Source organism: Myxococcus stipitatus DSM 14675, from assembly GCF_000331735.1.
Classification (GTDB): Bacteria; Myxococcota; Myxococcia; order Myxococcales; family Myxococcaceae; genus Myxococcus; species Myxococcus stipitatus.
In genome coordinates this window covers 9,198,021-9,218,935 of the sequence record NC_020126.1, presented here as the reverse complement: position 1 = coordinate 9,218,935, position 20,915 = coordinate 9,198,021, and the positions used below count along the sequence as shown (strand labels likewise).

14 protein-coding genes and 2 riboswitches are annotated in these 20,915 nt (G+C 71.8%); all 14 genes read left to right on the top strand.

All coding sequences use genetic code 11. From position 1 onward, the window contains the following. Positions 1-280: 280 nt before the first annotated feature. Positions 281-1,537, top strand: coding sequence for a dipeptidase (locus MYSTI_RS35620; protein WP_015352702.1), 1,257 nt, complete (start codon positions 281-283; stop codon positions 1,535-1,537). 125 nt (positions 1,538-1,662) lie between these two features. Continuing rightward, a complete protein-coding gene (locus tag MYSTI_RS35615) occupies positions 1,663-2,748 on the top strand; it encodes a hypothetical protein (RefSeq protein ID WP_015352701.1) in 1,086 nt (361 codons plus the stop codon). A 43-nt stretch (positions 2,749-2,791) separates the two neighbouring features. Further along, positions 2,792-3,379, top strand: a complete 588-nt coding sequence (locus MYSTI_RS35610) for an RNA polymerase sigma factor (protein WP_015352700.1) — start codon at positions 2,792-2,794, stop codon at positions 3,377-3,379. Continuing rightward, positions 3,376-4,161, top strand: coding sequence for a tetratricopeptide repeat protein (locus MYSTI_RS35605; RefSeq protein ID WP_015352699.1), 786 nt, complete (start codon positions 3,376-3,378; stop codon positions 4,159-4,161). The genes MYSTI_RS35610 and MYSTI_RS35605 overlap by 4 nt, the downstream gene beginning before the upstream one ends. Then, on the top strand, positions 4,158-5,405 hold the full coding sequence (locus tag MYSTI_RS35600; RefSeq protein ID WP_015352698.1) for a DUF7305 domain-containing protein: 1,248 nt from the start codon (positions 4,158-4,160) through the stop codon (positions 5,403-5,405). The genes MYSTI_RS35605 and MYSTI_RS35600 overlap by 4 nt, the downstream gene beginning before the upstream one ends. Before the next feature lie 93 nt (positions 5,406-5,498). Continuing rightward, complete coding sequence (locus MYSTI_RS35595; RefSeq protein ID WP_015352697.1) at positions 5,499-6,023, top strand: FHA domain-containing protein; 525 nt, start codon at positions 5,499-5,501, stop codon at positions 6,021-6,023. A 6-nt stretch (positions 6,024-6,029) separates the two neighbouring features. Continuing rightward, positions 6,030-6,275, top strand: a riboswitch (cobalamin riboswitch). A 59-nt stretch (positions 6,276-6,334) separates the two neighbouring features. Next, positions 6,335-8,410, top strand: a complete 2,076-nt coding sequence (locus MYSTI_RS35590) for a TonB-dependent receptor plug domain-containing protein (RefSeq protein WP_015352696.1) — start codon at positions 6,335-6,337, stop codon at positions 8,408-8,410. A 218-nt stretch (positions 8,411-8,628) separates the two neighbouring features. After that, on the top strand, positions 8,629-10,197 hold the full coding sequence (locus MYSTI_RS35585) for an MXAN_6577-like cysteine-rich protein (protein ID WP_044282367.1): 1,569 nt from the start codon (positions 8,629-8,631) through the stop codon (positions 10,195-10,197). Between the two features lie 105 nt (positions 10,198-10,302). Next, positions 10,303-10,517: riboswitch (cobalamin riboswitch) on the top strand. 186 nt (positions 10,518-10,703) lie between these two features. After that, positions 10,704-12,227, top strand: a complete 1,524-nt coding sequence (locus tag MYSTI_RS35580; RefSeq protein ID WP_052351121.1) for a hypothetical protein — start codon at positions 10,704-10,706, stop codon at positions 12,225-12,227. Continuing rightward, on the top strand, positions 12,224-12,937 hold the full coding sequence (locus tag MYSTI_RS35575) for a hypothetical protein (protein ID WP_015352693.1): 714 nt from the start codon (positions 12,224-12,226) through the stop codon (positions 12,935-12,937). The genes MYSTI_RS35580 and MYSTI_RS35575 overlap by 4 nt, the downstream gene beginning before the upstream one ends. Beyond that, entirely contained in the window at positions 12,934-13,422 is a 489-nt protein-coding gene (locus tag MYSTI_RS35570; RefSeq protein WP_015352692.1) for a QcrA and Rieske domain-containing protein, read from the top strand. The genes MYSTI_RS35575 and MYSTI_RS35570 overlap by 4 nt, the downstream gene beginning before the upstream one ends. A gap of 159 nt (positions 13,423-13,581) precedes the next feature. Beyond that, a complete protein-coding gene (locus MYSTI_RS35565) occupies positions 13,582-15,261 on the top strand; it encodes an adenylate/guanylate cyclase domain-containing protein (RefSeq protein ID WP_015352691.1) in 1,680 nt (559 codons plus the stop codon). A gap of 80 nt (positions 15,262-15,341) precedes the next feature. Beyond that, a complete protein-coding gene (locus tag MYSTI_RS35560) occupies positions 15,342-19,148 on the top strand; it encodes a serine/threonine-protein kinase (protein ID WP_015352690.1) in 3,807 nt (1,268 codons plus the stop codon). A 75-nt stretch (positions 19,149-19,223) separates the two neighbouring features. Then, the gene (locus MYSTI_RS35555) at positions 19,224-20,915 is read left to right on the top strand and encodes a carbon starvation CstA family protein (RefSeq protein ID WP_015352689.1); all 1,692 of its coding nucleotides are present in this window, start codon (positions 19,224-19,226) and stop codon (positions 20,913-20,915) included.

Below are 20,915 nucleotides of genomic sequence, written 5' to 3'. Positions count from 1 at the left end.
ATCCACCTCCACCACGCTCGACCGCGCCACCACGGCGCGGCCCTCTCCGGCTCGACCGCCTGAGGTCGACGTCGGCATGAGCAGTCGCCGTGCCAGACCTGCGTCCCCAGGAGAGGGGCTTCGAGCACCGTGCAGGGGGCCCGGAGGTGTCCTGCGTCGGGGACGGGTGGAGGGGCTCCAGGGGCCTCTCGCGGCGCGAGAGCACGCACGACCTCCACGGTTGGACGAGGACAGGGCTCCATGGAAGAGTTCGCGCGTCCCGCCGTCACGAGGTGCCCGCGTGAACCGCTTCGTCCTCGCCGCACTGCTCCTCTCCGCGCCCGCGCTCGCGGCTCCTCCCGTGGCTCCCGCGCCGGTCTCCGCGAAGGCCCGGGCCATCCACGAGTCGGCGCTCATCATCGACACGCACGTGGACACGCCGCTGCGCATGCTGGAGGAGGGCTTCGACCTGGGCTCGCAGCCCCCCAACGGGCAGGGACACCTGGACCTGTCGCGCGCCCGCGCGGGCAACCTGGGCGCCGCCTTCTTCTCCATCTGGGTGGAGCCCAAGGAGTTCGCCGGGCAGTACACCCACCGCGCGCTGCGCCTCATCGACACGGTGCTCAACGCGGTGGAGAAGTACCCGGACCAGATGGTGCTGGCGCTCTCCTCCAAGGACATCGTCGCCGCGCGCGCGGGCAAGCAGAAGAAGCTGGCCACGCTGCTGGGCGTCGAGGGCGGCCACGCCATCCAGAACGACCTGGGTGTGCTGCGCGACTTCTACCGGCTGGGCGTGCGCTACATGACGCTCACCTGGTCCAACACGAACGAGTGGGCGGACTCCTCGGGCGACATCACCGACGCGGCCGTGAAGCACCATGACGGCCTCACCGACTTCGGCCGCGACGTCGTGCGCGAGATGAACCGGCTGGGCATGCTCGTGGACATCTCCCACGTGTCCGACAAGACGTTCTTCGACACGCTGAAGGTGACGCGCGCGCCGGTCATCGCGTCGCACTCGTCGGCCCGCGCGCTGACCGACCACCCGCGCAACATGACGGACGAGATGCTCAAGGCGGTCGCCGCCAACGGGGGCGTCGTCATGGTGAACTACTTCTCCGCGTTCATCGACGACACCTATCGCCAGTCGTACGCGGCCATGGCGCCCGAGCGCAACGCCGCCCTGGAGGCCCTGACGGCGAAGCACCAGGGCGCGGATGCCGCCACGAAGTTCCGGGTGGAGGGGGCGGCGAGCTGGGAGTGGGCCGCCAAGGTGCGGCGCCCGCCGCTCGAGTCCCTCATCGACCACATCGACCACATCGCCAAGGTGGCCGGCGTGGACCACGTGGGCATGGGCTCCGACTTCGACGGCATCAACTCCACGCCGCAGTCCATCGACTCCGTGGCGGACCTGCCGCGCATCACCGAGGCGCTGCTGGCCCGGGGCTACACCCGCGAGCAGCTCCACAAGTTCCTGGGCGGCAACCTCCTGCGGGTCTTCCGCGAGGCGGAGCGCGTCAGCCGCGAATTGCGCACCGCGCCGAGCGCCCGGCGCTGACGCCGTCCGCTCCATCGCGTCCAGACGGACCGTCCGCCCGCGGATGGTTGCGCGGCGACAGTGAGCGGAGGTGTGCGCCCGCCAGGGCTTCCCGTGTGCGGGCTTCAAACGCTAGCCTCGCGGGCATGGCATCGGGCGTCGTGTTGATTCGGCTGGGGCTCGTCGCCGCCCTCTGCCTGGGTGGCGTGTCGCGCGCGGAGGCGGCCAGTCCCTGGCTCGCCGTGGCGTGTGTCACCACCGAGGAGGATGGCGCCCTGCTCGAGCGGGTGCGCGGCCAGAGCAGCGACCTTCCCGTCGAGCTGCGCGCCATGCCGGCGCCGCCCTGGGAGGGCTCGCCCCAGGCGCAGTGGCGCTCCGTCGTCGAGCTGGCCGGGGCCCACCATGCCCGCGCGGTGCTCTGGTTCCAGCGCGCGGGGCCGGAGGTGCGAATCCACTTCGCGCAGCCCGCGAGCCGCCACCTCTTCGTGCGCACGGCCCGGCTGGAAGGGGCCCCCGGCGCGCTGGAGTGGTCCGCGGGCGCGGAGGCGGTGGCGCTCGTCGTGCGCTCCGCCCTGCGCGCGGTGGAGGCGGGCCAGCCGCTGGGTGAGGTGGTGGAGGCCCCGCCCCCCGCCGTCGCGCCGCGCGAGGACCTGCCCCTTCCTCCCGAGCTGTGGGCCATGCCCCCGGCCGCCGAGGACGACACGCCCTTGCGCTGGCAGGTGCTGGTGGGCGGCATGGCCGTGTTGGATGGCTATTCGTCGTCGGGACATCAGGGGCTGTGGCTGGGCTCCGGCTGGGAGTTCCGCCCGGTGCGCGTGCGCTTCCAGGTGCTCGCGGGCCTGGGCGAGGTGCTCGACGACGGGCGCACGGAGGTGGAGCTGGACCAGTACGCCGCGGGCCTGTGGGCGGACATGACGCTCTTCGACACGGGCACCTTCCGCTGGGGCCTGGGCGCGGGGGTGGGGGCGCTCGCCTTCAGCCGGAAGACGGAGTCCCGGTTCAAGCTCATCCAGGCCACCCAGCCCAAGTTCACCCCCGCGGTGCTGGCCGGCCCGGAGATGTCCCTGCGCTGGCGTTTTTCGCGGCGCGTCGGAGTGGAGGCCTTCGTCGCGGCGGATGCCGTCATGGGCCGGCCGCTCCTGGGTTACTCCGAGGACGGAAACTTCGTCGTCCGCAACGAAGGCTGGGGGATACGGCCGCGAGGGGTGCTGGCCCTGGTGGTCATGCCTTGAGGCCCATGACCCGGTTTCGTCACGGCGCTTCTCCATCCAGCCGATGACGAGCACGGGTCCCGAAGCCATCGGCAGAGCGCGCCCTGGGGTGGACCCTCGCGTCCAGGCGGCCATCCAGGGACGGCGCGAGGCCACCGAGTCCTTGCTGATGGAGTTGCTGCCTCGGGTGCGCAACCTCGTGCGCTACCTGGTGCGGGGAGATGGGGACGTGGAGGACATCTCGCAGGAGTCGCTCATCGCGCTGATACGAGGGCTCCCCTCCTACCGGGGGGAGGGGCCGTTCCCGTCGTGGGTGGACCGGGTGGTGGCGCGGACGACCTTCGCGTGGCTGAAGCGCGCGCGAGGCACGGAGGCCCGGCGGGGAGAGGAGGAGGCGTTGGACCTGGTGTCGGTGCCCTCCGAGGACGCGCCTCCGGACGAGTACGTCCACCGCCGCCGCATGGTGATGTTGTTGGACCGTGTCCCAGACGAGCAGCGTCATGCGATGGTGCTGCACCATGTGCTGGGGATGAGCGTGCCGGAGGTGGCCGACGAGCTGGGGATTCCCTTCGAGACGATTCGCAGCCGGCTGCGGCTGGGGCGCGCGGCGCTCCGCGCGTTGGCGACAGGGGAGGAGGGAGGCCCGCGATGAGCCGGCTCCTGGATGAGGATGACGGGGCCGCGCCGGACCTGCTCGGGTCCCTGGATGACGCCGCGGGCCCGGCGCGTCGGATGTCGCGTCAGCGGTCCACCGCGCTGGTGCGCGCCGCGCTCCTGGCCACGGTGGATGCGCCGTCGCCTCCGTCGCGCCCCCGTCGGCGCCTCGAGTGGTGGCTGAGCGGAGGACTGCTCGTGGTGGGGGCCGCCGCCGCGGCGGGATGGCAGGTGACGCGAGGGAGCCCGCCGCTCGCGCGGGCCCCCGTGGACCCGGTGGTGATGGCGTCGGCGAGTGTCGATTCCGTGCCCGCAGAGCCGCCCGCCGTGACGCAGGTGGCCGAGGCGCCCGTCCGTCCCGCCAAGGTCGGCGCGGTGCGGGAGCGGTCCGTCATGCCCGCGCCGGAGGACCTGCTGCGGCGAGCCAACGCGCACCGGGCCGGGGGGCAATGGAAGGCGGCCGAGGCGCTCTACCTGCGGGTCATCCGGAGCGAGCCGCAAGGGACCCCGGCCTATGTCGCGCGAGTGGCCTCGGGGGCGCTGCGGCTGGAGCACCTGGGGGATGCGCGCGGCGCGCTGCGGCAATACGAAGAGGCCCTGCGCGGCTGGCCCCGAGGCATGTTGGCGGAGGAGGCGGGCCACGGTGTCGCGGAGGCGCTCAGGGCCTTGGGCGATACGGCGGGGGAGGCTCGCGCGCTGGAGTCCTTCCTCCAGTCGCACCCTGAATCACCCCATGGAGTGGCGGCTCGGATGCGACTGAGGGAGATTTCGACGCGATGACTCACTCGTGGGTGTCTGGGTGGAAGCGGTACGGGGTGCTGGGCTGTCTCTGCGCGAGCGCCGCGTGCACCGTGAGGGACCCGGTGGCCCTCATCAACACGGAGGACGGGGGCGGCGGGCCGGTGGCCTCGTCGGACAGTGGGCCGAAGCCGACGCCCGATGACCTGGAGGCGTTCTGCGCGTCGACGGGGCCGCTGCTCCTGGTGGGGGACAGCGTCACGGGCGCGCAGGTGTGCAGCGGGCATCTGGCCGAGCGCGCCTTCCGCTTCGCGTTGTGCACCTGTGAGCGGCTGTCGCTGAGCGCGACGATGACGACGGACGCGTTCCGCAGCACGCAGGGGTTGTACATCCCCGGGGGAGAGGGGGGCTCGGTGGCGACGAATGGCGGCGTCTCCGCCAACGACTTGCTGCGGGTGGGCGGCGGGCTGAGTGCGGGAGGGCCGGATGGAATCTCGCTGGGCAGCGGCCTGACGGTGGGGGGCGGGCTGTACAGCGGCGGGCCGCTCATCGGGAATGTGTCCGCGCAGGTGACGGGGGATGCGTGGGTGCGCGGGGACGTGGGCGTGGCCTCGCTGACGGTGGAGGGGAAGCTGGCGGTGCCCGCCGGGCGCGTCATGTCCGGCGCGGTGACGGCCTCGGAGGTGCGGCGAGAGCCGGTGGACTCGGTGGCGCCGTGTGCGTGTGACGAGGGCGCGCGGCTGGACATCCGGGGCCTCATCGAGAACCACGCCCGCGACAACCACAACGCGGCCGTGGGGTTGGACGCGTCGACGCTGGAGGACTTCCGCGGCGAGCGCACGCTGGAGCTGCCGTGTGGGCGCTTCTTCCTGACGCGCGTCGAGGGACAGGGGCGGTTGAACCTGGTGGTGCGCGAGCGCACGGCGCTGTTCGTGCGCGACAGCATCACCGTGGGCGAGCGGCTGTCCGTGGAGGTGGTGCCGCCCGGGGAGCTGGACTTGTTCATCGGCGGGGACGTGACGGTGGCGGGCCAGTTCCTGCTGGGGTCTCCGGAGGCTCCGGCGCGCGTGCGTGTGTACTCCGCGGGGACGGGCGCGCTGGTCATCTCCGCGGGCAGCGTGCTCGCGGGGAACGTGTATGCACCGGGGGCCGCGCTGAACCTCAGCGGCAACACGGAGGTGTTCGGGTCCGTCTTCGTCCGCCAGATTGAGTCTTCGGGGGGGCTGGCCCTGCACTACGACGAGGACGTGCTGTCGCTGGGCCGCGCCTGTGCCGGGGAGAAGTGAAGAGAAAAGGGGCCCGGACGCGAGGGGGTGGACAGATGGCGGGGGCGTGCACAGCTTCGCGAACGCACTTCCTTCCGGCCCGGAGGACACGACGTGCTCCATCGATTGTCCGTGTTGATGACACGGCTCCAGGATGACCCCGATGCCTTGTTGAGGGATGTCGGGTGGCCCGTGCTGGTGTGGGATTCGATGCCGAGCCGTCCTCGCTCGGTGGGCCCGGAGGAAGCGCCGACGTTGATGGGCCCGTCGCCTCCGCGCGTCGTGGAGTCGATGGTCTTCGAGCTGCGCCCCCGCTACCCAGGCCGAGGCCCCGAGGTGACAGTGGGGCGCAGTCCAGAGTGCGACATCGTTCTGCCCGAACCCACGGTGTCTCGTCAGCACGCACGCTTTCGTCCAGAGCCACACACCGAGGTGTGGAGCGTGACGGACCTGGAGAGCCACGGCGGCACGTATCTGGAAGGCGTGCTGGTGGTGCCGGGGCGTCCGTCGCCGCTCTTCACGCGGGCCTCGTTGCGGCTGGGGGGCGCGGAGGTGGTGTTCCTCCAGGCCTGTGCGTTCGAGCGCTACGTGCGCTCGTATCCTCAGCAGCCCCGGGTGCGCTTGACGCGACCAGGGTGACCCCCTAGAAGGGGTGCGCCCTTGGGTGCCCATGTCGGGCTTTCAAGAGGGAAGCCGGTGCGATTCCGGCGCGGTCCCGCCACTGTGAATGGGCAGCCCTGAGGTCAGGGCCGGGGACTTCGGTTGTCGCCACTCTGGCCACCGCTTCACGGCGCTCCAGGGGAAGGTGGGAGCCCCCTTCCAGCCAGACGCAACGTGCGCCTGGAGCCGGAGCTCATCAGCCAGGAGACCTGCCCAGGGGTGCGGCCGTGTCGCGTGGCGACATGGGCGTGTGGCCTTCTCTCTTCGATGGAGAGAGCGGAAGGCGGAGCATGCGGCGCACCTTCTTCACCGGGCACCTGGTGTGCCTGGCGCTCAGCCTCGCTGGCGACGTCCGCGCGCAGTCGCGAGACGCAGACGCCGTGCCCGCCGAGAGCGCGCCGTCCGCCGAGAGCGCGCCGTCCGCCGAGCCCACTCCGGACGCGGTGACGAGTCCAGGTTCCAGTCCGACACCGGTCTCGTCCTCGGGAACGGTGGTGCGGGGGAAGGCACCTCCGCCTCCGGAGTCACCCGAGCGCAGGGACCCGACGGGGGCCATCACCCTCATCGATGCGGCGGAGCGCGCGGGGGAGGCTCGCGACACGGCGGAGCTGTTGGCCGGGTCGGTGGGGCTCGCGGTGCAGGACACCGGAGGGTACGGGCAGAGCAAGAGCCTGGTGGTTCGCGGCGCGGCGTCGAACGGCGTGTTGGTGTTCCTGGATGGGATTCCGCTCAACGGCGCGGGCGGCATGGCGGATTTGTCTCAAGTCCCCGCCGCGCTCGTGGAGCGCTTCGAGGTGCTGCGTGGGGGCGCGGGGACGCGCTACGGCTCGGGAGGGCTGGGCGGCGCGGTGAACATCGTCACGCGGGCACCCTCCTCGAGTGCGCGCGCCAGTGGTGAGGTGACGTACGGGAGCTGGAACACGGCGCTGGGGCATGTCGCCGTCACGGGGCCGCTGCTGGATGGGAATGCGCTCGTGCTGCTGCATGCGGGGCGGTCGGAGGGCGACTTCGCCTACGAGCTCGATGAGCTGCCCGCGGTGGACAATCCCGTCACCGCGGAAGCGCGGGCCCGCAATGACGCGCGAGGGGGTGGGGTGCTCCTCCGCTACCGGCGCCGATTGCCGGGGGGCTCGCGGTTGGACGTGCTCTCCGAGCTGGCGCTGGAGGACCGCGCGATTCCGGGCACGGTGCAGAACCCACAGTCCTCGGGGCGGCAGGACCTGGACCGGCTCTCGTTGGGCGTGCGCTGGTCGGGAGCCTTGGGCGGTGCGGGAGCGCAGGCGAGTGCACGGGGCTTCTTCCGGCGCGATGGGTTGGAGGTGACGGGCGACCTGCTCGCGGCGGGAGGGCCGCAGCGGCACTCGGTGGGGGGCGTGGAGTTGGAGGGGCGCACGCCGCTCGGGGATTCACAGGTGCTGACGCTCACGGTGGCCGCGTCGGGTGAGCAGGTGACCGATGCGCGGGACTCACAGGCCGCGAGCTGGTGGCGCACGAGCGTCATGGCGATGGACGAGTGGACGTTGTTCGACGGCGTCCTGGAGGTGGTGCCGTCGCTGCGGCTGGAGCGCGTGGGGCCCTACTGGCTCTTCTCTCCGAAGCTCGGCGCGATGGTGTCGCTGGGGCGTGGCTTGGGCCTGCGGGCCAACGCGGGACAGTCTCACCGGGCACCTTCGTTCCTGGAGCTCTACATCCGGCAGGGCATGTTGCTGCCCAATCCTGGCTTGAAGCCGGAGCGGGCGCTGTATGCGGACGCGGCGCTGGTGTGGAGCTCGGCGGAGGAGGGGGCTCGGTGGAGCGTGACGGCGGGGGGCTTCGGCGCGCTGTACGAGAACCTCATCGCGTACGAGCTGTATCCGCCCATGGCGGCGCGTCCCTACAACTTCGACGCCGCGCGAGTGTGGGGCGCGGAGCTGGAGGTGGAGGCGCGTCCGTTCTCGTGGCTGATGGCCAGTGGGGGTTACACGTGGCTGCGCACGCAGAACCGGCTGGGCGATCCGCGCTTCTACAATCAGCCGTTGCCGTATCGTCCTCGCCACAAGTGGGTGGGGCGTGTGCGAGCGGGGCCGGATTGGCTCAACGTCCGCACCGAGGTGCTGTATCAGGCCGCGCAGTTCGTGAATCGCACGGGGACTCGGAGCTTGCCGTCGCGCACGTTCTGGAGCGCGGGGGCTTCGAGCACCTTCTTGAGGCGGCCGGACGTCACGTTGTCGGTGGAGGTGAAGAACCTCCTCGACGCCCGGGCCTATGACTTCACCGGCTTCCCGCTGCCGGGGCGCGCTGTGTACGCGACGCTGGCGGTGGCGCTCGACCGGGACTCACCTGCTGTCACCGAGGAACCTCATGCATCGCGCCCCCCATCCCCCTGAGCCCGTGTCGAGGGCGTGGTTCAACGCCTCTCGCCGAGAGTCCGATGCCCACGCTCGACGGAGCTTCGATGGTGTACGGGCAGCGCGCCTCGTGGGAGCGCTGCGCCGGGGAGACACCCTGCGAGCCTGTGTCGGGAGGCCATGATTCGAGGCCGCTTCGCGCGGGGGCTCGGTCCACGCTCGTCCGTGTGTCTGAGCGAGGAAGCTCGCTCACGTGGATGCTGTGCTGCCTCTTCGCCCTGGTGCTCACCGGGTGTCCCGACGAGGGCGTGGTGTGCACCGCGGGCCTCTCGGTCTGCGGTGGCACGTGCGTGGACACTCGTGGCGACTCCGCGAACTGCGGCGCCTGTGGCACCACCTGCTCCGCGAGCGAGGTGTGCCAGGAGGGTGTCTGTGGATGCCGCGCGGGCACGCAGGCCTGTGGTGGCGCGTGCGTGGACACCGCGACGGATGTGGCCCATTGCGGCGCTTGTGGCACCGCCTGCGCCTCGGGACAGGTGTGCGAGTCGGGCACGTGCCGTGAAGGTTGCTCGCAAGGACTGCTGCGCTGTGGCGGTGCTTGCGTGGATGGCGCCACGGACCCGCTCAACTGCGGCGCTTGTGGCAACACGTGTCCGGACGTGCAGTCCTGTCGCTCGAGCCGCTGTGCCTATGACGTGGTGACGGCTTGCTTCACGAACGGTCAGCTCGTGGGCATCCAGGCGGAGACGGACCAGCTCGGCCCTCGGCGGGAGTTTGGCGCGGGGGTGCAGTCGCTCGCGTCGTGGGATGGCTTCGTGCTCGCCGCCGACATGACCAACGGCAAGCTGCTTCAAGCAGCCGGAGGCAACCTGGGCACGGTGGTCGAGGAGGACTCGCTCGGGGTGACGTCCGGCTCACCCAACGACATCCTCGTGGACCCGCCCTACGTCTACGTCGTCGACTCCGTGACCAACACGCTCCAGGTGCTGATGCGCGAAGGTCCCGCGCAGGGCAACGGCCTGGGCCTGCGCACCGTGGGGCAGGTGAACCTGGGCGCGAACACCAGTCCCCAGGCGCTCGCGCGCTTCGGCGACCTGCTCTACATCCCGCTGTTCGGCACAGCGAGCTCGGGCTTCCGGAACGGCAACGCCGTCGCGCGCGTCGACATCTCCAATCCGTTGTCACCGCGCAAGGTCGACACGATTCCGCTCACCGGCCTGGACCTGAAACCCTTCGATGGCGGCACGGTGATGCCGCTGCCCTACTCGGTGACGACGACGCGCTCCGCTGTCTACGTGGCCCTCACCAACCTCAATCCCTTCCGTGACTACCGGCCCAACGGCCCCGGCATGCTCGCGCGCATCGACCCCGCCACCGGCGAGGTCCGCGCCATCGACCTGGGCGCCGAGCGCTGCCTCAACGCCGGTTACGTGGAGGCCGTGGGGGACCAGCTCGTGGTCGCCTGCATCGGCGAGGCCCTCTACGACCCGGCCAACGGCTACATCGCGACGTCGGTGCGAGCCACGGGCCTGGTGCTCGTGAAGGACGACCTGCCCGTGGCGTCCTACGCGGTGAGTCCCGGCTGTGAGCCCGGCACCCCGGGCTGCATGCTGTCCGTGGCCAGCCGCTTCGCCGTGGCCCAGGGCGCGGTGTACCTGGCGGACACGAACGCGGGGCGCGTCTTCGTCGTCGAGGTGGAGGACGGTCGCCTCGTCGAGCGAAGGGGTTACTCGACGCCCTCGGCCAAGGGCCCCGCGTTGCAGGCGTGTCCCCTGGATCCTCGACGCCCCGTGTCCAACGCCATCGATGTGACCGCGCTCCGGTAGTGCGACATCCACGCTGTCCACCGCGGGGCCTTTGCTCCCACACGAGGAGGACATCCGGCCTGTCCTCGGGGGTGCGCGGCATTGACAACGTCCGTCGCCCGCCATATCCCGGCCCGCGTCTTTGGTGCCGTCGTGAGGTCACGGCGGCTCTAGGGAACCCGGTGCGAATCCGGGACTGCCCCGCAGCGGTATGCAGGAACGACCGCCGTCATGTGAAGCACTGGCCCTCCACGGGGCTGGGAAGCGACGGCCAGTAGAAGGGTGCCTGGAAGGCACCCGCGCCTGTGAGTCCGAAAACCTGCCAAGGACCCGTGCCTCCGGGTACGGACATCACCGAGGCCTCCGAGGGGAGGCGGCGGAGGCGTCAGCATTCCGCTCCGCGCACCTCGAGGGTGCTCGGGTCCGCCTTCGGCCGCGTCCTCCCAGAAGCCCACCTGCCCGTGGGGGCGGAAGAGGGACCGAGGATGCTGACGAGAATCGCTGAAGCCAAACGCGCAACGCCCTGGATGAAGACCGCTTCCCTGGCCGTGTCCACCTTCGCGGTGGCCCTGCTCGGCACCGGCTGCCGCCCCGAGTGCGTCGACCAGTTCGACTGCCGCTCCGACAACGGCGACGCCCCCGCTGGCGAGCAGTGGGTCTGCCGCGATGAGAAGTGCGACACCGTTCCCATCGTGACGCCTCCGCTCGATGACGCGGGGACGCCGGACGCGGGCCAGCCCGACGCGGGGCGGCCCGACTCGGGGCAGCCTGATTCGGGGCAGCCTGACTCGGGGCCGACGGACGCGGGACAGCCGGACGCTGGCCCTCTGGACGCGGGCCCGACGGATGCCGGGCTGCCGGACGCGGGTGAGCCGACGGACGCGGGACAGCCGGACGCGGGCGAGCCGACGGACGCGGGACAGCCGGACGCGGGTGAGCCGACGGACGCGGGACAGCCGGACGCGGGTGAGCCGACGGACGCGGGACAGCCGGACGCGGGTGAGCCGACCGATGGCGGGCCGGCGACCGACGCAGGCGTCGACTGCGCGACGACCCCGTATGACCCGAAGCTCGGAACGCTCCAGCTCCAGCCGGGCTTCGTCGCGGCCGAGTCGGTCGCCCTGCCGGACGGCGTCGCCGCCGTGGGCTCCTCGCCGGGCCCCACGTACTCCCTCTACGCCATTCAGGGCAGCGGCAAGGCCGCCGCGCTGTACTCGCTGGGCACGTGGCCCAACCTCCAGCCGACCACGACGAAGCTCTATGACGTCGTCTCCCCGGCGGACCAGGCGGGCAGCGCCCAGGTCTTCTCGGGCGGCTACGTGGTGAATGACGGCTTCCGCCTCCTGGCGGGCTACACCCTGGGCATCTCGGGCGCGCCGGGCTCCGTGGCCCTCTACGACTTCGCCACGCCCGCGAACTCGACCTACCTCTCCGCGGCCAAGAACTTCACCGCCGCGGCCTTCTCCTGGGACGACGTGAGCGCGGTGCTCATCAACGGCGGCGGTCTGGGCTCGCTGCCCACCGGGCTGGGCGTCTACGGCCTGGTGACCTCGGCTTCGCCGATGGGCACGGTGCGCGCGGTCAACTTCCCGCAGGGCACCGTGGCCAGTGGCTTCACCTCGGTGGCGGACAACGGCGTCGCCGCGCTGGGCCTCTTCAGCGGCGACTTCATCAACGTCCTCTACGGCGTGGCGCCCGCGCCGCTCTCCGCGGCCCTCACCTCCGGGACGCCGCTGGACATCAGCACGCAGGCGGCCATCGACGTGGGCACCGACTTCAACGGCGCCTCCTCCTTCGGCTCAGGCGTGGTGGTCAACCGCGGCGGCTACAACGAGGACTTCACCGCCTTCGTGAGCACCGACGTGTCGCGCTTCGCGCTCTCCACGAACGCGCACGGCGACACCGTCACCGTGGGCGCGCGCACGCCCGTGCTCGTCTATCCGAACCAGTGCACCCGCGTGACGATGTTGGAGCCGCTGGGCTCCGACGTGCTGGTGGGTGTGTCCGACAAGAACGGCCGGCGTCTGGTCCGCCTCCGGGTGGCGCCGTGACGCGCCGGATACCCCTGCTCGCGCTGCTCGCGGGACTGACGGCCTGCGGAGACGGCGACCCCTCCGCTCCCCTGGGGGACGCGGGCCCGGAGGACTCGGGCTCGGCGCCGGACGCGAGCGTCACAGCCCCCTCGGACCCCTACGCGGATGAGGTCGTCGAGTTCCTCCCAGGCCCCGGCGCGGGCTTCGGGCAGGACCGCTTCCCGTCCATCGTCCTGGGCCCTCCGGTGGGCGCGGGGCTCGACAGCGGCTCGCTCGACGTGTTGTCGCTGGGCAAGTCCGGCTCCATCACGCTGCGCTTCACGGACCTCGCGGTGGTGGATGGTCCGGGCGTGGACCTGCTCGTCTTCGAGAACCCCTTCCTCATCGCGGGCGGCCCGGCGGCCTTCACCGAGCGAGGCCAGGTGTCCGTCAGCGATGACGGGGTGCAGTGGTTCACCTTCCCGTGCGCTGCCTCGGACCGGGCGAACAACTTCCCGGGCTGCGCGGGCGTGCGCCCCGTGACGGCCAACCCGGCCGCGGGCATCAGCGCCACGGACCCGGCAGTCGCGGGGGGAGACGGCTTCGACCTGGCCACTGTGGGCTTGAGCCGCGCCCGCTACGTGCGCATCCAGGACTCGGGGACCAACGGTGCCTCGGGAACCTCCGCGGGCTTCGATTTGGACGGTGTCGCCGTGGTGAACGGCGCGCCGCTGCCTGTCGCGCCGTGACGAAGCTCGACCGCCGCGCCGTGCTCCTCTCGTTGGCCCAGGGCGGCTGCGCCCTGGCCACGCTGGGAGTGGGGTGCGGCGGTGAGTGGCGGCAGGCCGAGGTCCTGGACCTGCCGCCCGACGGTGTCTGCCCCGGCGCGCCGTCGCCGGGCTCCGCCGAGGAGGGCTGGGTGGAGGTGCGGCTCTCCGACCACCCGGGACTGGAGACACCGGGAGGCCACGCCCCGGTGCGCCTGCCGGAGGCGCTCCTGGACGTGGTGCTCGTCCACGCGCGCCCCGGCTGCTACGTCGCGCTGTGGCGCATCTGCACCCATGGCGACTGCACCGTGGACTGGCTCCCCCGGGAGGGCGTCATGGAGTGCCCCTGCCACGGCTCCCGCTTCGCCCTGGATGGCGCGGTGCTCCAGGGGCCCGCCCAGCGCCCCCTCAGGGCCTTCACCGCCGTGCGCCGGCAGGACTCCGTCTTCATCCTCCGCCCTCGCTGAACCCCAGCCCCCAGGGCACTTGCGAGGCTCCTGGCACACTGCCAGTCTTGACGCGGCGCGAGACTTTCGCGCCATCAGTCCGGGTCACTGCGGTCCCCCCTGTCGCGCGACGTCTCCTTCTCTCATGAGCCGGGAGAGTCGTGTAATGTCGGGCATTCGATGTGGCAGATCATCATCAACGGGCCCGGCTACTTCGATACGTCCTACGACCTGCCTGAAGGCGTCACGAGCCTGGGCCGCGCGGACGAGAACGACATCGTCCTGGGCGGCGACCTCGTGTCGCGTCGGCACGCGCGGCTCTACGTCGACGCGGACATCCTCCGCATCGAGGACCTGGGCAGCCGCAACGGCAGCCGCGTCAACGGCGCGGCGCTGCAGGGCTCCCGGCAGTTGTCTCCTGGGGACTCGGTGTCGCTGGGGGAGAACACGCTCGCGGTCCGCCAGCCCAACACCGTGGAGAACGCCGCCACGGAGATGGTGAACCTGGGCGCGGGCGGAGTCCTGCGCTTCGGCCATGGGCAGGACGTGGGCCCGTCGGTGCTCCTGGCCAAGAGCGTGAAGGACGCGGACGTCCTGCGCCTGTTGGACAACGTGGGGCCGGTGCCCTTCGAGGACTTCGGCTCGCCGTCCCCCGTGGCCGCGGCCAGTCCACGCGTGGGGCAGGAGACGCTGGTGCTGATGTTCCGCACCGCGGAGGCGCTCGCCACGGCCTCCACGCTCTCCACCTTCCTGGACACGACGATGGACCGGCTGCTGGAGCGCACGGACGCCACCACCGCCGTCGTGCTCCTCAAGCACCCCACCGGCGCGATGGTGCCGGCGGCGGTGCGCCACCGAGGCAAGCTGGCCAAGGGCGAGGTGCCCGTCTCCGACGCCATCGTCGACGAGGCGCTGCGCCAGGGCCGGGCGCTCGCCGTGGGCGACGTGCGAGACGACCGCCGCTTCGCCGCGCGCGAGAGCGTCATCCTCTACGGCGTGGACAGCGTGCTGTGCATCCCCATCGGCGCGGAGCCGCCCTACGCGGGGGTCCTCTACGTCAACACCGCCGCGAAGGGGGATGGGCTGGAGCCCATGCTGGATGCCTGCTCGGCGGTGGCGCACCTGGTGGCCACGGGCGTGCAGAAGTTCTCCCCGCGCGAAGGCGGGCCGACGATGGAGCGGGTGCGCCGGGCGCTGGAGCGCTTCCATCCGCCCGACGTCGCCGAGCGCCGCGTCTCCGAGGCCCAGCGCCAGGGCGGACGCCTCCCCGGGCTGGAGGAGCGCACCGTCACTGTGTTGCATGTGGAGCTGATGGGCTTCGGGGCCCTGGCGCCGAAGCTGGGGGCGGCCAAGGCCACGCAGCTGCTCAGCGACTTCCACGCCCGGGCGTCGGGCATCGTGTTCAGCTTCGAGGCCACGGTGGAGGGCTTCCTGAGCGAGTCCATGCGGGCCCTGTTCGGCGTGCCCTACACGAAGGGCGATGACCCGGTGCGGGCGGTGCGGGCGGCGCTGGCGCTGCGCTCGGACTGGGAGCGGGCCATGAGCCGGCGGCCGGTGAACGAGCGTTGCGAGCTGCGGATGGCCCTGCACACCACCCGGGCGCTGGTGGGGATGATCGGCTCGGAGGTCCGTTCGGACTACACGGCTGTAGGAGAAGGGATGCCCATCGCGGGGTGGCTGGCCGCGACGGGCAACCCCGGGCAGGTGCTGCTGACGGGCAAGGCGCTGGCCGCCGTGGGGGCTCGCTTCGACGTGATGCCCCTGGGGGAGCGCCTGGTCCGCCCGCCTCGGGAGAAGGTGGCCGCCTTCGAGGTGCTGGACGAAGAAGAGGGCCAACTCACCAACCCGGGCCTGCGGTGACCCCCCGCGTCCGGATGACGGGTTGATGGCGTGGGCCTGAACAGGGTTCAATGGGCCCCAGTGGTGGAACCCCCTCCCCCATGAACGCTCACAATCCTTCCGCCCGGCTGCGCCCCTTCCGGCCCCAGCCCTTTGGCCGGTACACCCTCCTGTCCCACCTGGGGACGGGCGGCATGGGAGAGATCTACCTCGCTCGCCTGGAGGGCGCGCAGGGCTTCGAGAAGCTGTGCGTCATCAAGAAGATCCTCCCGCAGCTCGCGGAGGACTCGGACTTCGTCGAGCGCTTCGTCGGGGAGGCTCGCACGCTGGTGCGGCTGAGCCATGGCTCCATCGCGCAGGTGCTGGACATGGGCCTGCACGAGGGCGAGGCGTACATGGCCCTCGAGCACGTGGACGGCAAGGACCTGCGCAAGGTGGCCGCGCGCGTCCGGGACCGCCAGGTGCCGCTGCCGCTGACGTTCATCCTCTACGTCATGGGCCGGGTGCTGGACGCGCTCGCCTATGCGCACCGCAAGAAGGATGACGACGGGGAGGACCTGAAGCTGGTCCACCGCGACATCTCGCCGCAGAACATCCTCATCTCCTACGAGGGGGAGGTGAAGGTCATCGACTTCGGGCTGGCCAAGAGCCGGCTGTCGGCGGCGAAGACGAACCCGAGCATCATCCTGGGCAAGTTCCTCTACATGTCCCCGGAGCAGGCGCGGCACCAGCCGGTGGACCGCCGCAGCGACCTGTACGCGGTGGGGTTGACGCTCTACGAGCTCATCTCCGGGAAGAACCCCTTCGACGGCATCCACCCGGGCGAGCTGATGTCGGTGGTGGCCAACCCGAAGGTGGCCCCGCTGGACGAGGTGGAGCCGCTCACGCCGCGCGCGGTGACGGCGCTGGTGGCCAAGGCGCTGGAGGTGGACCCCGCGCAGCGCTTCCAGTCGGCGGAGGAGTTCCGCGGGCGGCTCCAGGCGTGCTTGATGGAGATCGACCCCAGCGCGGGGCCGGAGAGCGTCAGCCGCTTCATGCGGGAGCTGTTCGCGGCGGACTTCCAGTTCGAGCGGCGGTTGCTGACGAGCCTCCGGGACGTGCCTCGCGGTGGGGGCACCTCCGAGTCGCGCGCGGTGGAGCCGGACGAAGGAGGTCCCGCGCCGCGTCCCACGCTGCCCGCGGGCGCGATGCTGCCGGCGAAGACGATTCGCCTGGATGGTCCGGTGGAGGCGCTGTCCTTCCACCCCACGCCGCGCAACCGCGATGGCGGCGGTCCGGTGAACGATGGCGAGACGCGGCCGGGCATCCCCATCGACGAGGCCACGCGGCCCGCCTTCCCCGTGGAGGCGCTGGAGGAGGAGGCGCGCGCTCGCGCGGCCCGGCTGAGTCAGGACACGTCGCCTTCGGTGGAGGTGGCGCCGGAGCCCGAGGCCCGTCCTCCGCTCGTGCCGGCTCCGGCCATCGAGCCCCTGCCTCGGCCGGGGATGTTGTCGATGGAGGTGTCGTTCGCGCCGCTGCCCCCGGAGGCCCTGCCTCCCCCGCCCGTGGTCGCGCCGCGCTCGGACATGCGGCCCACGGAGCTGGAGCTCCGGCCCGTCGGCGCGGTGATGGGGCTGTCGCTGGAGCCGGAGCTGGTGGTTCCGCCGGAGAACACGGAGCCGCGCGGAGAGCCGCTGCGCTCGCCGGGTGAGGACACGCGGCCTCGGCAGCCCGCGCCGTTCATGGGGGGGAGGCCGCCGGCTCCGTCCCCGGTGACGCCGCAGCGACCGTCGCTGTCGGGTCCGACGGCGCCTCCGCCTCCGGGTTCGCCCTCGCGGTCGGGGCCCCTGGCGATGCCGGCCATCCCGGGGCTGCCTCCTCAGGGCTCGCCGCCGCCGGGTTCGCCCTCGCGGTCGGGACCGATGGCGATGCCCGCTGTCCCGGGGTTGCCGCCTCCGCAGGGGGCGCCGCCGCCGGGTTCTCCGACGCGGTCGGGACCGATGGCGATGCCCGCCGTCGCGGGGCTTCCGCCGCCGGGTTCTCCTCCGCGCACGGGCGTGATGGTGATGCCCGCGGTCACGGGGCAGCCGCCTCCGCCGGGGACTCCGCAGCGGCCGATGCCCGGTGCCGCGGGGATGGCCCCTCCGGGTTCACCGCAGCGCTCGGCGTCGATGTCGATGCCCGCGGTCCCGGGGATGGCTCCGCAAGGAGCGCCGCCCCCCGGCTCACCGCAGCGCTCGGCGTCGATGTCGATGCCCGCTGTCCAGGGGCTGTCTCCGCAAGGAGCGCCGCCTCCCGGCTCACCGCAGCGCTCGGCGGCGATGTCGATGCCCGCGGTCCCGGGGATGTCCCCACCAGGGGCGCCGCCTCCCGGCTCACCGCAGCGCTCGGCGGCGATGTCGATGCCCGCGGTCCCGGGGATGTCTCCACAGCGGCCCGCGGGTGCGCAACAGGCCCCTCTGGCGCAAGGGCAGCGGCCGGTGACGGGGTCCTCGTCAGTGGCGGGTGCGCCAGCGCGGACGGGGGCGCTGATGATGCCCGCCGTCGCCGCGCCTGGAGCCGTGGGGCGCTCCGGTGGCTCCGACGAAGCGTTCGACCTCCGAGGCGATTCCCCGGCGTACGAGTCCCTGACCGAGGAGTCGCGGGTCGGTGACGCACGCGCCGAGGACACCGAGCCCCCGCTCGTCGCACGTGGAGCGCTCGAGGAGGAGGGCGACCTCCCGGTCGTCACGCCCGAGCAGATGGGCTACGGCGAGCCGTCCTCCCGCATCGAGGAGATGGACACGAATCCGCGCGGGTCCCGGCCCTCGCGGACGGAGCGCTCGGACGACACGCAGCCTCGAGGGCCGCGCGACGGAGACACCGACCCGCGTGCTCCTCGCGAGGCGGACACGCAGCCTCGCTCCGCCGCCATGCTGCACGAGGACACGCAGCCGCGCGTGGTGTTGGATGCGAGCTTCCTGCGTGACGCGGAAGGCGCGGTGCGCGAGCACGAGGAGCGGCTGGGCACGGCCCGTCCGAAGACTGGCCCGCGGCGGGTTCGTCAGTCCTCGCCGGGCATGGCCCCGGTGCAGGGCCGGCGCACGGGGTCGACGTCCGCCATCCGGCCCGCGCCCGCCCCGGTGCCGGTGCCCGTCGATGACGACGACGAAGAGGATGTGGACGTGCGCGTGTCCATGCCCTCGCACGATGAGACGCGGCGCACGTCGGTGCCAGCCCGTCCGTCCAGCCGAGGGCCTGGAGAGGACACCCGGAAGACGGCCATGCCCCGTCGCTCCTCGCGAACCGCCGTCGTCGTGGTGACGGGCGTGCTGGTCGCGCTGGTCGCGGGGACGACCGCGCTCGCCCTGGCGCCCGAGGTGCGCAAGGCCGTGATGCGGCAGCTGGGCCTGGGCCCCGCGCGTGAGGTGACTCCGACGCCCAAGGCCCGCGCTCCCGGCGCGCCATTACAGGGAGCCCCCACCGAAGTCCCTGCGCGCGACGGAGCCCTGCCCGAGGACGCTCCGGACACCGCGCCCACGGTGGTGGACGCACCCGCGGCGGCTCCCGAGGCGGCGGCTCGGGCCCCTTCGAAGAGCGACGACTCCCAGCTGCCGGAGGACAACACGCTGCTGGCGCCGCTGTCCCCCGGGAGCACGAAGCCCGCGGTGTCGAAGCGCGCCAGCGGGCCCCGGGTGAAGATCATCTCCGGCGGCGCGGGTCGAAACGTCTCCGAGCTCAAGCGGGAGTGGAAGGCCACCCTGGCGCTGTTCAAGACGCTGGAGGAGTTCCGCTCCTGCGATGACCTGGGGCACCTGTGCCTCAAGCGGGACGACCTGCGCGAGCAGATTGAGACCTCTCCGGGGGGAGAGACGGACCCGGTCCTCCTCGACAAGGTGAGGCAGTTCAAGAAAATCGTGCAGCAGCAGTTGGACAAGGTGGCCGAGTGAAGCGCCTGACGCGTTCACGGGACTTCCAGGAGTCAGGGTGTTGACCGGAAGTCCCGCGCGGGAAAGCCTCCGGGCATGAGCCTCCCTCTGATTGCCGGAGTGTTCCTGGCGGTGCTGGCCCTGGGCTATCGCTTCTACGGGGGCTTCATCGCCCGGCAGTTCCGGTTGGACCGCGAGGTCCCCACGCCCGCGCACACGAAGCACGACGGCGTGGACTTCGTGCCGACGAAGCCCTTCTACCTGTTGGGGCAGCACTTCAGCGCGATTGCCGCGGCGGGCCCTATCGCGGGCCCCATCCTGGCGGCGCAGCAGTTCGGCTGGCTGCCGGCGCTCCTGTGGATTGCGGTGGGGGCGGTGTTCATCGGGGCGATGCATGACTTCGCGACGTTGGTGGCCAGCGTGCGGCACGGCGCGGTCTCCATCGCGGAGGTGGTGCGCAGCCACCTGGGGCCCACTGCGGGGCTGGCGATGCTGGCCTTCATCTGGGTGGCGCTCGTCTACGTCATCGTCGCCTTCACGGATGCGACGGCCGCCACGTTCGTGAGCGGCGACGCGGAGCTGGAGGGCCTCACGTTCCGCTTCAACCCGGGCGGCGCGGTGGCCTTCGCGTCCATCGCGTACCTGGTGCTCGCGGTGGTGATGGGGTTGGTGGATCGGTACCTGAAGCCCCCGCTGTGGCTCCAGACGCTCATCTTCGTGCCCGCGACGCTGGGCGTGGTGTTCCTGGGCACGCGCATGTCCACGCTGCTGGTGATGGACGCGAAGAGCTGGGCGGCGCTCATCCTGGCGTACTGCTTCGTCGCGTCGCTCACGCCGGTCTGGGTGCTCTTGCAGCCGCGTGGATACCTGGGAGGCTTCGTCCTCTACGCCGCGCTGGCGGTGGGCGTGGTGGGCATCTTCTACGGCGGGCTGAGCGGCGAGCTGTCGATTCAGCAGCCGGCCTTCGTGGGGTTCGAGGTGGCGGGGCCTTCGGGCATGTTGTTCCCGTTCCTCTTCGTCACCATCGCGTGTGGCGCGTGCTCGGGCTTCCACGGGCTGGTGTGTTCGGGCACCACGTCGAAGCAGATCGACCAGGAGCCGCACTGCAAGCCGGTGGGGTACGGGGCGATGTTGCTGGAGGGCTTCGTGGCCGTCATCGCGCTGGCGACGGTGATGATCGCCACGAAGGCGGACCTGACGGGCAAGGCGCCGGGCGCGGTGTATGGCGCGGGCCTGGGGCGCTTCCTCGTCACGGTGCTGGGCAAGGAGCACCTCGTCTTCGCGACGACGTTCGGGGCGATGGCGTTCTCGACGTTCGTGTTCGACACGTTGGACGTGTCCACGCGGCTGGGGCGCTACATCCTCCAGGAGCTGACGGGGAAGAAGGGGCGGGGCGCGGCGATGGTGGCCACGCTGGTGACGTGTGGTGTGCCGCTGCTTTTCGTGTTCCTGGCGGGGACGGGGGCGTGGCGCTCGTTCTGGACGTTGTTCGGCACGTCGAACCAGCTGCTGGCCTCGCTGTCGCTGCTGGGGGTGTGTGTCTGGCTCAAGCGCACGGGGCGGCCGTTCGGTTACGCGCTGGTGCCCATGGTGTTCGTGGGGGCGGTGACGGTCACCAGCCTGGTGCTCCTGGTGCGCGAGGCGCTCCTGCCGATGAGCTCGGCGGTGTCTCGGGTAAATGGCGTGGTGGCCGTGGTGTTGTTGGCGTTGGCGCTGTCTCTCTTCACGGTGGGGGCGCGCGCGCTGCTGGCTCGCCGTCCTCCTCCCGCTCCGGCGCCCGCTGTCTGA

Bases quoted from the DNA above. Each gene is read 5' to 3' on its own strand.
- MYSTI_RS35615 (WP_015352701.1), top strand. From the start codon at position 1,663: ATGGCATCGGGCGTCGTGTTGATTCGGCTGGGGCTCGTCGCCGCCCTC.
- MYSTI_RS35610 (WP_015352700.1), top strand. From the start codon at position 2,792: ATGACGAGCACGGGTCCCGAAGCCATCGGCAGAGCGCGCCCTGGGGTG.
- MYSTI_RS35605 (WP_015352699.1), top strand. From the start codon at position 3,376: ATGAGCCGGCTCCTGGATGAGGATGACGGGGCCGCGCCGGACCTGCTC.
- MYSTI_RS35600 (WP_015352698.1), top strand. From the start codon at position 4,158: ATGACTCACTCGTGGGTGTCTGGGTGGAAGCGGTACGGGGTGCTGGGC.
- MYSTI_RS35590 (WP_015352696.1), top strand. From the start codon at position 6,335: ATGCGGCGCACCTTCTTCACCGGGCACCTGGTGTGCCTGGCGCTCAGC.
- MYSTI_RS35585 (WP_044282367.1), top strand. From the start codon at position 8,629: ATGCTGTGCTGCCTCTTCGCCCTGGTGCTCACCGGGTGTCCCGACGAG.
- MYSTI_RS35580 (WP_052351121.1), top strand. From the start codon at position 10,704: ATGAAGACCGCTTCCCTGGCCGTGTCCACCTTCGCGGTGGCCCTGCTC.
- MYSTI_RS35565 (WP_015352691.1), top strand. From the start codon at position 13,582: ATGTGGCAGATCATCATCAACGGGCCCGGCTACTTCGATACGTCCTAC.
- MYSTI_RS35560 (WP_015352690.1), top strand. From the start codon at position 15,342: ATGAACGCTCACAATCCTTCCGCCCGGCTGCGCCCCTTCCGGCCCCAG.
- MYSTI_RS35555 (WP_015352689.1), top strand. From the start codon at position 19,224: ATGAGCCTCCCTCTGATTGCCGGAGTGTTCCTGGCGGTGCTGGCCCTG.